Annotated in this window: 15 protein-coding genes and 1 riboswitch; of the genes, 14 read left to right on the forward strand and 1 reads right to left on the reverse strand. The window is 61.5% G+C overall.

What is annotated here, in order from left to right:
• Window positions 1-23: 23 nt before the first annotated feature.
• Complete coding sequence (gene gcvT, locus J0W34_RS09295) at window positions 24-1,106, reverse strand: glycine cleavage system aminomethyltransferase GcvT (RefSeq protein ID WP_230971476.1); 1,083 nt, start codon at window positions 1,104-1,106, stop codon at window positions 24-26.
• A gap of 193 nt (window positions 1,107-1,299) precedes the next feature.
• Window positions 1,300-1,384, reverse strand: a riboswitch (glycine riboswitch).
• A gap of 96 nt (window positions 1,385-1,480) precedes the next feature.
• On the opposite strand from gcvT, the gene J0W34_RS09300 reads away from it, so the two are divergent.
• The 14 genes from J0W34_RS09300 to rpsO all read left to right on the forward strand — a co-directional run bounded on the left by J0W34_RS09300 (window position 1,481) and on the right by rpsO (window position 15,125).
• Window positions 1,481-2,371 (forward strand): alpha/beta fold hydrolase, encoded by an 891-nt coding sequence (locus J0W34_RS09300; RefSeq protein ID WP_230971477.1) that lies wholly within the window; start codon window positions 1,481-1,483, stop codon window positions 2,369-2,371.
• Window positions 2,358-3,206: a 3',5'-nucleoside bisphosphate phosphatase gene (locus tag J0W34_RS09305; RefSeq protein WP_230971478.1), complete on the forward strand. Its 849-nt coding sequence runs from the start codon at window positions 2,358-2,360 to the stop codon at window positions 3,204-3,206. The genes J0W34_RS09300 and J0W34_RS09305 overlap by 14 nt, the downstream gene beginning before the upstream one ends.
• A gap of 18 nt (window positions 3,207-3,224) precedes the next feature.
• Complete coding sequence (locus tag J0W34_RS09310) at window positions 3,225-3,854, forward strand: L-threonylcarbamoyladenylate synthase (RefSeq protein WP_227814793.1); 630 nt, start codon at window positions 3,225-3,227, stop codon at window positions 3,852-3,854.
• Window positions 3,855-3,909: 55 nt separating this feature from the next.
• On the forward strand, window positions 3,910-4,557 hold the full coding sequence (locus tag J0W34_RS09315; RefSeq protein ID WP_230971479.1) for a site-2 protease family protein: 648 nt from the start codon (window positions 3,910-3,912) through the stop codon (window positions 4,555-4,557).
• A gap of 9 nt (window positions 4,558-4,566) precedes the next feature.
• Window positions 4,567-5,769 (forward strand): tryptophan--tRNA ligase, encoded by a 1,203-nt coding sequence (locus J0W34_RS09320; protein WP_230971480.1) that lies wholly within the window; start codon window positions 4,567-4,569, stop codon window positions 5,767-5,769.
• 22 nt (window positions 5,770-5,791) lie between these two features.
• On the forward strand, window positions 5,792-6,646 hold the full coding sequence (locus J0W34_RS09325) for a segregation and condensation protein A (protein WP_227814790.1): 855 nt from the start codon (window positions 5,792-5,794) through the stop codon (window positions 6,644-6,646).
• Complete coding sequence (scpB, locus tag J0W34_RS09330) at window positions 6,624-7,247, forward strand: SMC-Scp complex subunit ScpB (RefSeq protein WP_230971481.1); 624 nt, start codon at window positions 6,624-6,626, stop codon at window positions 7,245-7,247. Before J0W34_RS09325 ends, scpB begins: the two co-directional genes overlap by 23 nt.
• The gene (locus J0W34_RS09335) at window positions 7,162-8,544 is read left to right on the forward strand and encodes a pseudouridine synthase (RefSeq protein ID WP_407941158.1); all 1,383 of its coding nucleotides are present in this window, start codon (window positions 7,162-7,164) and stop codon (window positions 8,542-8,544) included. The genes scpB and J0W34_RS09335 overlap by 86 nt, the downstream gene beginning before the upstream one ends.
• A gap of 139 nt (window positions 8,545-8,683) precedes the next feature.
• Window positions 8,684-9,118, forward strand: a complete 435-nt coding sequence (gene rimP, locus J0W34_RS09340) for a ribosome maturation factor RimP (RefSeq protein ID WP_227814787.1) — start codon at window positions 8,684-8,686, stop codon at window positions 9,116-9,118.
• A 25-nt stretch (window positions 9,119-9,143) separates the two neighbouring features.
• A complete protein-coding gene (gene nusA, locus J0W34_RS09345) occupies window positions 9,144-10,616 on the forward strand; it encodes a transcription termination factor NusA (protein ID WP_227814786.1) in 1,473 nt (490 codons plus the stop codon).
• A 13-nt stretch (window positions 10,617-10,629) separates the two neighbouring features.
• The gene (infB, locus tag J0W34_RS09350; protein ID WP_227814785.1) at window positions 10,630-13,455 is read left to right on the forward strand and encodes a translation initiation factor IF-2; all 2,826 of its coding nucleotides are present in this window, start codon (window positions 10,630-10,632) and stop codon (window positions 13,453-13,455) included.
• A gap of 9 nt (window positions 13,456-13,464) precedes the next feature.
• Complete coding sequence (gene rbfA / locus J0W34_RS09355; protein ID WP_227814784.1) at window positions 13,465-13,854, forward strand: 30S ribosome-binding factor RbfA; 390 nt, start codon at window positions 13,465-13,467, stop codon at window positions 13,852-13,854.
• A complete protein-coding gene (gene truB / locus J0W34_RS09360) occupies window positions 13,838-14,755 on the forward strand; it encodes a tRNA pseudouridine(55) synthase TruB (protein ID WP_227814783.1) in 918 nt (305 codons plus the stop codon). Before rbfA ends, truB begins: the two co-directional genes overlap by 17 nt.
• Before the next feature lie 100 nt (window positions 14,756-14,855).
• A complete protein-coding gene (rpsO, locus tag J0W34_RS09365; RefSeq protein ID WP_227814782.1) occupies window positions 14,856-15,125 on the forward strand; it encodes a 30S ribosomal protein S15 in 270 nt (89 codons plus the stop codon).
• Window positions 15,126-15,278: the final 153 nt, after the last annotated feature.

A 15,278-nucleotide genomic window follows, 5' to 3' on the forward strand; every position in this document is an offset into this window, starting at 1 on the left:
GTGTGGATGATCGAATCAGTGAATCAGACAAGCGCCTGGCCGTTGCGGGCGAAAGGCAGTTTGACGGCCACCGCCTTGAGGCGCTTGCCGCGGATGTCCACTTCCACCGCGTCGCCGGGGGCCACGTCGAGGGGCACGCGGGCAAAGGCAATGGATTTTTGCAGGGTGGGGGAAAAGGTGCCGCTGGTGGTCTCGCCTTCGCCGTGTTCGGTGAACACCTGCTGGTGAGCGCGCAGCACGCCTTTGTCCTGCAGGATGAGGCCGATGAGGCGGGCAGTGGGCGGATTGGCTTCCAGCGCGTCGCGGCCGACGAAGTTGCGGGTCTCGTCCTTCATGTCCACCGTCCAGCTCAGGCCGGCATTGAGCGGCGAGACGTTGTCGTCCATGTCCTGGCCGTAGAGGTTCATGCCGGCTTCCAGGCGAAGGGTGTCGCGGGCGCCAAGGCCACAGGGGCGCACACCGGCGGCCATGAGGTCGGTCCACAGGGCGGCGGCGTCCTGGGCGGGCAGGGTGATCTCGAAGCCGTCTTCGCCGGTATAGCCGGTACGGGCGATCATCATCGGCCCGATTTCGATCGCATTGAAGGGCTTGAGCGTGGCGCTGGCGGACTCGCTGCCCGGAATGGCGGCCCAAGTGCGGGCGCGGGCGTTGGGGCCCTGCACGGCAATCATGGCCATGTCGCGGCGCGGCTCGAGGGTGACGTTGGCGCCCTGGGCTGCGATCTGCTTGCGCATCCAGGCCACGTCCTTGTCGGCCGTACCGGCATTGACCACGATGCGGTACTTGTCGTCGGCAAAGTAATAGACGATGAGATCGTCGATCACGCCGCCTTTTTCGTTGAGCATGCAGCTGTACAACGCCTTGCCCGGGGTCTTGATCTTGGCCACGTCGTTGGCCAGCAGTTTGCGCAGGTAGTCGGTGGCGCCGGCGCCGGTGAGGTCGAGCGCAAGCATGTGCGAGACGTCGAACATGCCGGCATCGGTGCGCACGGCGTGGTGCTCTTCAATCTGGGAGCCGTAGTTGACCGGCATGTCCCAGCCGGCGAAATCGACCATGCGGGCGCCGGCTTCGACGTGGGCGGCGTGCAAGGGGGTCTGATGGGGCATGAGGAGTCCTCTCGACGACTGAAATTCAGTTTAGGCAAAGGTTGTGACAACAAAAAAGGGACGACGCTCAACCTGACCGGTCAAAGCTCGTCCCCATCTGTCCCTTGTACCTGAGAGATTCCATGCATGGCACGGGTGCCCCTTCGGTGGACGCCAGTGCGCTCCCGCGCCTGCATCGCTCTCCAGATTTGCACTTCGTCGGCGGTCCTTTTGCCTGAGCGGTTCCGGGGGTTACGCCTTCGGCGACTCACGAGTGCGTTCTCTCCCGCGCGACGGCGCAACCCTACCACCGGCCCGCAGGCGAGGCAAGCGCAAGTGAAACCCTTTTGCTGCGACGCACACTAACTGGTAGTTGCCCTTGCTATGATCGAGCCATGAAGACACCCCACACCCAGACCCTAGACGTTCGTGGCCTGCGTTACCACTGCACCTGCTGGGGCCGTGAAGACGCCCCCTTGCTGTTGCTTCTGCATGGCTGGGGCGACGCGGGCGGCAGCTTCCAGTGGGTGGCCGAGCACCTGAGGCGTGACTGGTATGTGGTGGCACCCGACTGGCGCGGCTTCGGCAAGACCGAGCGGGCGCCCGGGGGGTACTGGTTTCCCGACTATTTCGCCGATCTTGAGTGGATCATCGATCAGCTCGCGCCGGGGCGGAGCGTGCCGCTGGTGGGGCACAGCCTGGGCGGCAACATCGCGCTCATGTACGCGGGCATTCGGCCGGGGCGCATCACCTCGGTCGTGGGGATCGACAGTTTCGGGCTGGCCGATCGCGCGCCGGAAGAAGCCCCGGGGCGCTACCAGAAGTGGCTGCAGGAGCTGGAGCATCCGCAATACGTGCGCGACTACGAGAGTTTCGACGCACTGGCGCTGCGCCTGCAAAAGCAGAACCCGCGCCTGAGCGACGAGAAGGCGGCTTACCTGGCGACCGTGCTGGGGCGCGAGAATGAAGACGGCCGCGTGGAACTGGCCGCCGACCCGCGCCATCGCCGGGTCAATCCGGTGCTGTATCGCCGTGCCGAGGCGGAGGCCTGCTGGCGGCGCATCAAGGCGCCGGTGCTGTGGATCGAACCGGAGGACTTGCGGCTTCGCGAGCAACTGGGGCTGACCCCCGAAGTGATCGAGCGCAACAAGGCATGTTTCGCCCATCTGCGCGAGGTCTTTGTGCCCAATACCGGGCACAACATGCATCACGACGCGCCGGCGGAAGTGGCCAGGGCCATTGACGATTTCGCCATTGCAGGGGAGGCGCTCAATGGGGCCGCGTAACCCCGATCTGCATGCCCACTCCACCTGTTCGGACGGTTTGCTTTCGCCCGCCGAAGTGGTTGAACGCGCGGCGCGCAACGGGGTGGATCTGCTCGCGCTGACTGACCACGACGAAATCAAGGGTCTGGCCGAAGCGGCCGCGGCCTCGCAGGCGGCAGGCATCGGCTTCGTGCCGGGGGTGGAAGTGTCGGTCACCTGGCAGGGCGAGACCTTGCATATTGTCGGTCTTGGCGTGGATGCCGGCAGCGATGCGCTCAAGGCAGGGCTTGCAAAGGTGCGCAGTGGCCGCGATGCGCGGGCGCAGAAGATGAGCGATGCGCTGGCCGACATCGGCATTCATGGCGTGCTCGACGGGGCGCTCAAGTACGTGGGCAATCCGGCGCTGGTGAGCCGGTCGCACTTTGCGCGCTATCTGGTCGAGATCGGCATTGCGCCGCATACGGATGCGGTGTTCAAGCACTATCTGGCCAAGGGCAAGCCCGGTTACATCGAGACGCAGTGGGCGCATCTGGCCGAGGCGATCGAGTGGATTCGTGCCTCGGGCGGGCTGCCGGTGGTGGCGCATCCGGGGCGCTACAAGATCTCCGATGCGCAATACGACACGCTGTTTTCGAGCTTCAGGGATCTGGGGGGCGTGGGCGTTGAAGTGGTTTCGGGTTCCCAATCACCCTCCAAAACGGGTAAATTCGCCCGCTATGCACGGCGGTACGGCCTGCTGGCCTCGCGCGCGTCTGATTTTCATGGCGACGCGGGCAAGCGGGTAGACCTTGGAGGCTGCGAGCCGCTGCCCGATGGGCTGACCCCGATCTGGTCCCGCCTGACCGATTACTACTGAGACGATCCACACACTGCCATGGCCCAGTTTTTCTCCGTCCACCCCGAGCATCCGCAGCCGCGCCTCATGCGCCAGGCGGCGGAAATCATGCGTGACGGGGGGCTTGTGGCGTTTCCAACCGATTCGGCGTACGCGTTGGGTGGGCATCTGGGTGACGCCAAGTTGCTTGAGCGCATCCGTCGCATTCGCGGCGTGGGTGATCGTCACCACTTCACGCTGATGGTGCGCGATCTGTCCGAGATTTCCGCCTACGCGCGAGTGGACAATACGCAGTTTCGATTGCTCAAGGCGGCCACGCCCGGTCCCTACACCTTCATTCTTGAAGGCACGCGCGAGCTGCCACGCCGATTGCTGCACCCCAAGCGCAAGACCATTGGCCTGCGCGTGCCGGAGCATCCGGTGGTGGCGCTGCTGCTCGAGGAGCTGAACGAGCCCATCCTGACCTCGACTCTGATCCTGCCTGATGAGGACTTGCCCATGATCGACGCCGAGGACATTCGCGATGTGTTGGGGAAGCAGTTGGATCTGGTCATTGAAGGGGGCGCCTGTCCGGGCGAGGCCACCACGGTGATCGACCTGACCGGGGGCTCGCCGGAACTGGTGCGTGCGGGGAAGGGCGATCTGGCGTTGTTCGGGCTGGAGGAATGACCCGGGGCGCCAGCGCCTGCTCTGCTAGAATGCCGGCTTCTCAAGCCGAGGTTTCATGGAAGATCTGATCTCCAAGGTGGCAATCTGGGTGCTGCCCGTGCTGTTAGCCATTACGCTGCATGAGGCGGCGCACGGCTATGTGGCCCGCATGTTTGGCGATCGAACTGCAGAGCGCTTGGGGCGGATCAGTCTAAATCCCATCAAGCACATCGACCCGATCGGCACCTTGCTGGTGCCGGCGGTTTTGTGGGTGGGCTCCTCGGGCAGTTTCACCTTCGGGTGGGCCAAGCCGGTTCCGGTGGCTTTCGGCAATCTACGCGATCCGAAGCGGGACATGCTATGGGTGGCTGCTGCTGGCCCGATGGCCAATCTCGTCATGGCCGTGGGCTGGGCGGCGCTTACGAAGGTCGTGTTCATGATGCCGCCCAATGGGTACAGCGAAGCGCTGACCGCAATGGCGTTTGCGGGAATCACGATCAACTTGCTGTTGCTGGTGCTTAATCTGCTGCCAGTGCCGCCTCTCGATGGCGGGCGCATGCTGGTGAGCGTGCTGCCCGATCCGCTGGCGGGGCGGTTTGCAAAAATCGAACGGTACGGGTTGCTGATCCTCGTAGCATTGCTGGTCACGCATGTGCTCGACCACATTCTTGTCCCGCTGATCAGCAATTTAAGTTACTTTCTTGCACTTATTTTTGGATTCTGAGTCGTCAAAATGTACGCAGAACGCGTTCTCTCCGGCATGCGACCCACCGGTCGCCTCCATCTGGGCCACTACCATGGCGTATTGAAAAACTGGGTCAAGCTGCAGGCGGAATATCCCTGTCTGTTCTTTGTGGCCGACTGGCACGCCCTGACCACCAATTACGACAGCCCGCTGGTGATCGAAGAGAGTGTGTGGGACATGGTGATCGACTGGCTCGCCGCCGGCGTCGATCCCACACAGGCGACCATTTTCATTCAGTCGCGTGTGCCCGAGCATGCAGAGCTGCACCTGCTGTTGTCGATGATGTGCCCGCTGGGCTGGCTGGAGCGTGTGCCCACCTACAAGGATCAACAGGAAAAGCTCACCGACAAGGATCTGTCGACCTACGGCTTCCTGGGCTATCCGCTGCTGCAGTCGGCCGACATTCTCATCTACCGTGCCGACAAGGTGCCGGTGGGTGAAGACCAGGTGCCGCACGTGGAACTGACCCGTGAAGTGGCGCGGCGCTTCAATCACCTTTATGGGCGCGAAGTTGGCTTCGAGGAAAAGGCCGTCGACGCTGTCAAGAAGCTCGGCCGCAAGCGCGCCAAGTTGTATGAAGAGCTGCGCACCCGCTACCAGCAGAACGGTGAAGAGGCCGCGCTGGAGCAGGGCAAGGCCCTGATTGACGACTCGCAGAGCCTGTCGCATGGCGATCGCGAGCGCCTGTTCGGCTTCTTGGAAGGCAGTGGCAAGGTGATTCTGGCCGAGCCGGGTGCATTGCTGACCGAGGCATCGCGTATGCCCGGGCTCGATGGGCAGAAGATGTCCAAGAGTTATGGCAACACCATCTTCCTGCGCGAGGACAGCGAGTCGGTCGCCAAGAAGATTCGCACGATGCAGACCGATCCTGCGCGCGTCCGCCTGACCGATCCGGGTGATCCGGACAAGTGCCCGGTATGGCAATTCCACGCCATCTACTCGACCGAAGAGACCCGCCAGTGGGCCGACAAGGGCTGCCGTAGCGCGGGCATCGGGTGTCTGGAGTGCAAACAGCCGGTGCTGGACGCGATCCAGAAAGAACAGGATCGCATGCGCGAGCGTGCTCAGCCCTACCTGGACGACCCGAGCCTCGTGCGCAGCATCGTGGCCGATGGCTGCGAGCGGGCGCGCAAACTGGCGCAGGAAACCATGCGCGACGTTCGCGACGCCATGGGTCTGGACTACACCTGACCCTGCTCGACCTCTGACCCGGATGAGCGAGACGGCAGCCGAGTCGCCCAATCAGGATTTGCCGCTCGCCCCGGTGGAAACACCGGAGCAACTGGCGGCGGTGGCGCGCCTGTATGGCGAGCCCATGCTCGCTTTTCCGACCGACCTGTATATTCCGCCCGACGCGCTCGAGGTGATCCTCGACGCGTTCGAGGGGCCACTGGATCTGTTGCTGTACCTGATCCGCAAGGCCAACGTGAATATCCTCGACATCCCCATGGGGCCGCTCACGGCGCAGTACCTGGAATATGTCGAAGCGATGCGCGAGCACAATCTCGAGCTGGCGGCAGAATATCTGCTCATGGCCGCCATGCTCATCGAGATCAAGTCGCGCATGCTGCTGCCCCGTCCGCCGCGGGAAATCGAGATCGAGGAAGATCCGCGTGCAGAACTGGTGCGCCGCCTGTTAGACTACGAGCAAATGAAGCTGGCTGCGGCCAAGCTTGACGCCATCCCCCGCGTCGATCGTGATTTCGAATGGGTCGGGGTGTTTGTGGCAGAGAAGGTCATTGAGCGACAGCCCGAGGTGAGTCTGCATGACCTTCAGTTGGCCTGGTTGAGGCTTGTTCGCCAGGCAAGATTGACTCAGCATCATCAGATCAAGAAAGAAGCACTCTCGGTGCGCGAGCACATGAGCCGCATTCTGCGCAGTCTGCAGGGCGGCTCTTATGTGGTGTTCGACACCCTGTTCGACGCCTCTGAAGGGGCGCCGCATCTTGTGGTCAGTTTTCTGGCCGTGCTTGAACTGGTGAAGGAAAAGCTGGTGCACGTGACCCAGAACACGGCATTTGCGCCCATTTACGTCAAGCTGAACGATGCAGGAACCGAGCACGCCTGAGGCGTACAAGCAGATACTGGAGGCCGCCTTGCTCAGCGCAAGCGTCCCGCGTCCCGTGTCTGTCCTGAGGCGCCTCTTTATCGAGGATCCCGGACCGGATATGGTTCGCAAGCTGCTCGACGAACTGCGTGAGGCCTGGCAGGGGCGAAGTGTTGAACTGGTGCAGACGGCCGGTGGCTGGCGGTTTCAGACCCGTCCGGACATGCAGGTATTTCTCGACCGCCTGAAGGACGAGAAACCCCCGAAATATTCACGTGCCGTATTGGAAACGCTGGCGATCATTGCGTATCGCCAGCCCGTAACGCGTGGTGACATTGAAGAGATCCGTGGGGTCACGGTCTCGACCAATGTCATCAAGACGCTGGAGAGTCGTGGCTGGGTCGATGTTGTCGGCCACCGCGACACGCCGGGAAGACCGGCTTTGTTGGCGACGACCCGGGGTTTTCTCGAAGACCTGGGGTTGCGCAGTCTCACCGAGCTGCCGCCACTGACCGAAATTGAAAGGATCATGGACCTTGTCGAACTCCCAGAATCCGACCGAGACGACGGAAGCGACGCCGAAGCCGCGTCGACCGAGACGAACCAAGCCGAAAGCGACTGAAGGCGCCTCCGCGCCGGAGGCCGCTGCATCTGCGAAATCCGAAAGCCCGGCGGCGACGGAGGGTGAGGCGCCCAAGCGGCGTCGCAGCAGCCCGCGCCGAAAGAACGGCAAAGCCGCCGAGCCGGGTGCCGGCCCGAGTGGAGAGCAGGAGGCAGCCCCGGCGCCGGCTCAGGGCGGTGAATCTGCCGGTGAGGGCAAGGGGCGTCGTGGCCGCAACCAGCGCAAGGCCAAAGGCCGGGGGCAGGATCAGTCCCAAGGGCAGGGGCGTCAGCGCGGTGACCGACAGCCGAGGGACAATGGAAATGCCATGCCGGGCGACGGCCGTGGCGGGCAGAAGGGGCGCCGTGGCCAGCGCAACGGTGCGCCGAATGGCGGTCAGGACGCCCAGTCCGGCAATGGCAAGCCGAGAGGTGCCCGTAAAGAGGGCGGGCGCAAGGATGGCGCGACACGCAATGGCAGCCAGAAAGGTGGTGGTCAGCGTAATGTGCCGGATGCATTCGCCGTGCCCGAGCGCCTTAACAAGGCACTGTCGGCCATCGGTGTGGCATCGCGCCGCGATATCGAAGACATGATTATCGCCGGGCGTATCTCGGTCAACGAGATGCCGGCCGGTATTGGACAGAAAGTGACGCCGAATGACCGGGTTCGGGTCAACGGCAAGCTGGTTCAGTTGCGCTTCGAAAAGAAAGTGCCGCGCGTGATCATTTATCACAAGCCCGAGGGCGAAATCGTCTCACGTGACGACCCCGAAGGGCGGGACTCGGTCTTTGACGGTTTGCCCAAGTTGCGTCATGGTCGCTGGATTTCAGTGGGTCGCCTTGACTACAACACCTCGGGGCTGCTGCTCTTTACCGATGATGGCGCGCTGGCCAACCGTTTGATGCATCCACGCTACGAAATGGAGCGTGAGTATGCGGTGCGTATCCTGGGTGAGCTGACCGACGAGCAGATCAAGCTGCTGACAAGCGGTGTCGAACTCTCGGATGGTGTCGCCAAGTTCATGAGCCTTGAAGATCGTGGTGGCGAGGGTGCCAACCATTGGTATCACGTGGTTCTGGCCGAAGGGCGAAACCGGGAGGTGCGCCGTATGTTCGAGGCCATGGAGCTGACCGTGAGCCGGCTGATGCGGGTCCGCTACGGACCGGTGCTGATGCCCAGCCGCCTCAAGCGCGGACAATACGAAGACCTGGACGAGGTACTTGTATGTCAGCTGGCGGGTATTGAGCCAACGGCGAATGCCGCAACGCCGCAGCGCCGCAAGCAGCCGCGCACCAAAGTGAGGAAATCACGTCGATGAATTGATTGGCGTGGTCGAAATAGTTATAATTGAACGGTTTTTGGTGGCCCTGCCGAATGGGCGGGGTGCCAAACACCGATTTCCAGTCGAAATTATGGGGATGGGCTTATGCCCATTTTTTTATTTTTGGGCGTAAAAAATGGATCTTCACGGTCTGGTTGAGCAAGTGGTGAGTGGTCTCGGGTTTGAGTTGGTGGACTTCGAGACTTCTCCGAGAACGCGTCTGATGCGCGTGTTCATCGATATTGAACGCGGTATCACCGTTGACGACTGTGCCGCTGTCAGCAACCAGCTTACCCGTGTCTTCGAGGTCGAGAATGTCGATTACGACCGCCTCGAGGTCTCTTCGCCAGGGCTTGATCGTCCACTCAAGAAAGCGGCCGATTTTGAGCGATTTGCCGGCGAGATGATCCAGTTGCGCACCCATCTGCCCATGAACGAAGGAAATCAACGGAATTTTTCAGGGGTGCTGAAAGGCTTCGTGGATGGAAAGGTGGTGCTGTCGCAGTCCGACGGTGACATTGAGATTCCGCTCGAGGAAGTTGAAAAAGCACGTCTCGTCCCCCAATTTTGAGCTTCGGTCTGGAGGTCTGAAACACATGAGCCGCGAAATTCTGCTGCTTGTCGACGCGTTGGCGCGTGAGAAAAACGTTGAAAAGGATATCGTTTTTGCCGCGCTCGAATCCGCGCTCGCCTCGGCGACCAAGAAGCGTATCCACGACGATGCTGACGTCCGCGTGTCCATCGACCGCGAAACCGGCGACTACGAATCCTTCCGTCGCTGGGTGGTGATGGAAGATGCCGAGGTCGAAAACGATGAGGCCGAAATGGGCATCATCGACGCTCGCGAAGAAGTGCCCGACATCGAACTGGGCGAATACATTGAAGAGGCACTCGAGCCGATCGACTTTGGCCGTATCGGTGCTCAGGCCGCCAAGCAGGTGATCCTGCAGAAGATTCGTGATGCCGAGCGCGAGCAGGTCTTGAACGACTTCCTCGAACGTAAGGAATTCCTCGTTTCCGGCAGCATCAAACGCATGGAGCGTGGCAACGCGATCATCGAAGTGGGTCGTCTCGAAGCCGTGCTGCCGCGTGATCAGATGATCCAGAAGGAAAACCTGCGCGTGGGTGACCGCGTGAAGGCCTACCTGCTGCGCATCGATCGCAACGCGCGCGGTCCGCAGCTGATCCTGTCGCGCACGGCGCCCGAGTTTCTCACCAAGCTGTTCGAGCTTGAAGTGCCGGAGATCGAAGACGGTCTGCTGGAGATCAAGGCATGCGCCCGCGACCCTGGCCTGCGCGCCAAGATCGCCGTGCAGGCGCATGACCAGCGGATCGACCCGATCGGTACCTGCGTGGGCCTGCGCGGCTCTCGCGTCACCGCAGTGCGGAACGAGATCAGTGGTGAGCAGATCGACATCATCGTCTGGTCGCCGGATCCGGCGGAGTTTGTGGTCGCTGCGCTGCAGCCGGCCGAGGTGACCTCGATCGTCGTCGATGAAGAAACCCACGCCATGGATGTGGTGGTGGACGAAAACAATCTGGCCATCGCCATCGGGCGTAGTGGTCAGAACGTGAAGCTCGCATCGGAATTGACCGGCTGGTCGATCAACCTGATGAGCGAGCAGGAGTCGGCCGAACAGGCCGAGCAGGAGCGCGGTGAGCTGCGCAACCTGTTCATGGCGAGGCTGGACGTGGATGAGGAAGTCGCTGACATCCTGATCGACGAAGGTTTCACCTCAATGGAAGAAATTGCATACGTCCCGTTGTCTGAAATGCTTGAGATCGAAGCGTTCGACGAAGAGACGGTTGAAGAATTGCGTAATCGTGCGCGCAACGTGCTGCTGACCGAAGCCATCGTGACGGAAGAGCAGCTTGAGAAGGTGTCTGACGATCTGATCAACCTGGAAGGGATGGAGAAGGAACTGGCGGCTACGCTGGCGACCCACGGCATCCATACCCGGGACGATCTGGCTGACCTCGCCACCGACGAACTGGTCGAAATGACCGGTCTCGACGAAGCCAAGGCGGTCGAACTGATCACCGAGGCTCGCGCGCACTGGTTCGAGTAACAGGGGGGATTTAATGGAACAAATGAGCGTTACCCAATTTGCCGGCGAGCTGAAGATGCCGGCAGCCGCCCTGCTCGATCAGTTGAAGAAGGCCGGTGTGGATATCAGCGGTACGGATGACACGCTGACCGAACAGGACAAGGCCAAACTTCTCGAGTACCTGCGCCGCGCGCACGGTGATGAAAAGCCCAAGTCCAAGATCACGCTGACGCGCAAGCAAAACAGCGAAATCAAGGCGACGGACTCGTCCGGTCGTGCACGCACTGTGCAAGTTCAGGTCAAGAAAAAGCGTGTCTTCGTCAAGCGCGATGAACTGATCGCGGACGCGGAAGCTGCCAGGGAAAACGAACAGCTCGAAGAGTCTCAGGTCGAAGAACTCGCCGTGGTCGATGCGCCTGAAGTCGAGGCGCCGGCTGTGGTTGAGGCCGCGCCCGAGCCGGTCATGGAAGCAGCGGCCGAGCCTGAGCCGCAACCCGAGCCTGAAGTTGAAGCTGTTGTCGAGCCGGAGCCTGAACCCGTACCGGAGCCGGTCGTTGCCGAAGCGCCGCAGACCGAGGACGACGCAGCTGCCAGCGACGAAGGTGATTCGGCTGAGGCCGTCCAGCAGGAAGGCGATGCAACCGATGCGGCTGTTGCCGCGCCGACCAAGAAGCGTGTGCGTCGCGTTCAGATCAAGGAACTGCTGAACGAAGAAGAAATTCAGGCGCGCGAGAACGAATCTCGCCGTCATGCCGAGCTTGTGGCTCGACAGGCTGCTGACCGCAAGGCACGCGAAGAGCGCGAAGCGGCAGCGAAGGCTGCTGCAGAGCGGGCCAAGGCGGAAGCAGAGAAAGCCAAGGCTGAGGGTGCCGATGCCGGCAAGGCAGGCAAGGGCGCCGGAACGCTGCACAAGCCGAAGAAAGATGAGGTGCGCAAGGACGATCGTCGCACCGACGACGGCAGCAAGCGTCGCACCTTGAAGACGCGCGGTGGTGATACCGGCGACTGGCGCAGTGGTGGCGGCAAGCGTGGTGGCAAGAATCAGCGTCACCAGCGTGGCGGCGACCAGGGTCAGAGTAACTTCAAGGCGCCGGTTGATCCGATCGTCCATGAAGTTCACGTGCCCGAGACCATCACCGTGGCCGATCTGGCTCACAAGATGGCCATCAAGGCCACCGAGGTGATCAAGGCGCTCATGAAGATGGGCTCGATGGTGACCATCAACCAGGTGCTGGACCAGGAAACTGCGATGATCATCGTGGAAGAGATGGGGCACAAGGCACTGGCGGCCAAGCTGGATGATCCGGATGCTTTCCTGGAAGAACAGGAAGATACCTCGGATGTGCCGGAAACCCCGCGTGCGCCGGTGGTGACCGTGATGGGTCACGTCGATCACGGCAAGACCTCGCTGCTGGACTACATTCGGGCTGCCAAGGTGGCCTCGGGTGAAGCGGGCGGCATTACCCAGCACATCGGTGCGTACCACGTCGAAACCGAGAAAGGCATGGTGACCTTCCTCGACACCCCGGGTCACGAGGCCTTCACGGCCATGCGTGCACGTGGTGCGAAAGCGACCGATATCGTGATTCTGGTGGTGGCTGCCGACGATGGCGTGATGCCGCAGACGAAAGAAGCCATCCACCATGCGCAAGCCGCCGGCGTGCCGCTGGTGGTTGCGGTCAACAAGATCGACAAGGAAGCGGCCAACCCCGAGCGCGTCAAGCAGGAACTGGTCGCCGAGGGCGTGGTGCCCGAAGAGTATGGTGGTGACGCCATGTTCGTGCCCGTGTCTGCCAAGACCGGTCAGGGCATTGACGATCTGCTCGACGGTATCCTGCTGCAGGCCGAAGTGCTCGAACTCAAGGCTCAGCACGACACACCGGCCAAGGGCCTGATCGTGGAAGCGCGTCTCGACAAGGGGCGGGGTGCCGTGGCAACCCTGCTGGTTCAGTCCGGCACCCTGCGCAAGGGCGACGTGCTGCTGGTCGGTGCGACCTACGGTCGTGTTCGTGCCATGCTCGATGAAAACGGCAAGCCGATCGACGAAGCCGGCCCCTCGATTCCGGTCGAGATTCTCGGTCTGTCCGACGTGCCGGCTGCCGGTGACGAAGCCATTGTGCTGGCTGACGAACGCAAGGCGCGCGAGATCGCGCTGTTCCGTCAGGGCAAGTTCCGCGACGTCAAGCTGGCCAAACAGCAGGCCGCCAAGCTCGAGAATATGTTCGAGCAGATGGCCGAAGGCGAAACCAAGACTCTGCCGCTCATCATCAAGGCAGACGTTCAGGGTTCGCAGGAAGCGCTGGTGCATGCACTGCAGAAGTTGTCGACCGACGAAGTGCGCGTCAATGTCATTCACGCTGCCGTCGGTGGTATCACCGAATCGGATATCAACCTGGCGCAGGCGTCGGGTGCTGTCGTGATCGGCTTCAACACCCGTGCCGACGCGGGCGCCCGCCGACTGTCCGACACCTTCGGGATCGACATTCGCTACTACAACATCATCTACGACGCTGTGGATGAGGTGAAGAACGCGCTGTCCGGCATGCTGGCGCCCGAGAAGCGTGAAGAGATCATTGGTCTGGTGGAAATCCGTCAGGTCTTCACGGTTTCCAAGGTGGGCTCGATTGCCGGGTGTTATGTCCTCGAAGGTATCGTCAAGCGGGACTCCAAGATTCGCCTGTTGCGCGACAATGTCGTGCTCCATACGGGCGATCTCGATTCGCTCAAGCGCTACAAGGATGACGTGAAAGAGGTGAAGGCCGGATTTGAATGTGGCTTGATGCTCAAGAATTACAACGACATCCAGGAAGGCGATCAGCTCGAGATCTTCGAAGTGCGAGAAGTCGCACGATCGCTCTAAGGACGGCGCATGGCCCGCGACTTTTCACGCGCGCAGCGTGTCGGTGAGCAGATTCGGCGAGAACTCGCCGAACTGCTCCGTCTTGAAGTCAAAGACCCGCGGGTCGGCTTCATCACCTTGACCGACGTCGAGGTCAGTGCCGATTTTGCGCACGCCAAGGTGTTTTTCACCTCGATGACTGGCGACGAGAACCTCGACGAGATTCTCACAGGACTGCGTCGTGCCTCCGGATTTCTGCGCCGCGAACTCGGGCGCAGGGTCCGGATTCACCAGACGCCGGAACTGCACTGGCATTATGATCCGTCGGTGGAGCGGGGCGCTGCGCTGTCGGCCTTGATCGACAAGGCGGTGGGAGAGGATCGAGCCCGTCACGGCGACGAGGATGAATCAGAGAGCTGATCGACCCAAGCCGCTGAAAGAACGGGTCGATGGCGTGCTCTTGCTGGACAAGCCCTCAGGGCTGAGCTCAAACACGGCGCTTCAGCGTGCCCGTCGAACGCTCGGAGCAGCAAAGGCCGGCCATACCGGCACGCTGGATCCCCTTGCGACCGGGCTGTTGCCGCTCGCATTTGGTGAGTCGACCAAGTTTTCCCAGAGTCTGCTTGATGCGGACAAAGCGTACGAGGCCGTTGTGCGTCTAGGGGTCATGACGACCACGGGCGACAGTGAGGGGGACGTCCTCCAGCAACGAGCGGTCACTTGCACCGCAGCAGACATCGTCGCCATGGCCGAGCACTTTGTGGGTGACATCGAACAGATGCCGCCCATGTTCTCTGCGCTCAAGCACAAGGGGCGGCCGCTCTACGAGTACGCTCGTGAAGGCAAGGACATCGAACGCAAGCGACGCGTCATCACCATCCGCGAACTGACGTGTGTGCCGATCGATCGTGAGTCGTTTCGCATGATAGTCCGGTGCAGTAAAGGAACCTATGTGCGTACCCTGGCGGAAGATATTGGCGAGGCGCTGGGCTGTGGTGCCCATCTGACCGCCCTCAGGCGCACACAGATCGGTCGGTTTTGCATTGCAGATGCCGTCTCGCTTGAGTCAGTGGAGGCCCAGGGCCTGTCGGCTCGGCGCCTGTTGTTACCGGTCGATAGCCTGATCGGCGATCTGCCTGTGTTGTTGCTTGAGGACGATGCGGCTGCTCGAATCGAACACGGACAGGCTGCAATGCTCACCGGCGTCGCACCCGGCGACTATCGCCTGTATCATGTGGAACGTTTTGTGGGCCTTGGCGAGCTCTCTGAAGATGGTACGCTCCGCTCTCGTCGCCTGATCGCCGGCACTCAAGGTGCTTGATTCGACACTGAAAAAACAGCTCACAAGCTTGAGTTTGAAACTTGACGCGAGTATACTTTCGCGTTTTCCGAAATACCGAACAACGAAAGAGTAAACCTACATGGCTCTCGATAACGCACAAAAAGCGCAGATCGTTGGTGATTACCAGCGTGCGCAGGGCGATACCGGCTCCCCTGAAGTTCAGGTAGCCCTGCTGACCGCCCGCATCAACGGTCTGACCGACCACTTCAAGGCCAACGCCAAAGATCACCATTCCCGTCGTGGTCTGCTGAAGATGGTTAGCCAGCGTCGCAAGCTGCTTGACTACCTCAAGCGCAAGAATGCCGACAGCTACCGCGCTCTGATCGAACGCCTCGGTCTGCGTAAGTAATACGGATGGCTGTCTCGACGACTGCACCTGCAGCGTCTGCCAACCATCTCGCGGAAGCCGGCGTGTGCCCTTTGGCCACGCCGGCTTTTCGTATGTCCGCGCTTTCTCATGCGCGGTTTTCCGATTTCTTTCTCGACGACTGAAAATTCCGGC

Origin of the sequence: Nitrogeniibacter aestuarii, assembly GCF_017309585.1 — a bacterium.
GTDB lineage: Bacteria > Pseudomonadota > Gammaproteobacteria > Burkholderiales > Rhodocyclaceae > Nitrogeniibacter > Nitrogeniibacter aestuarii.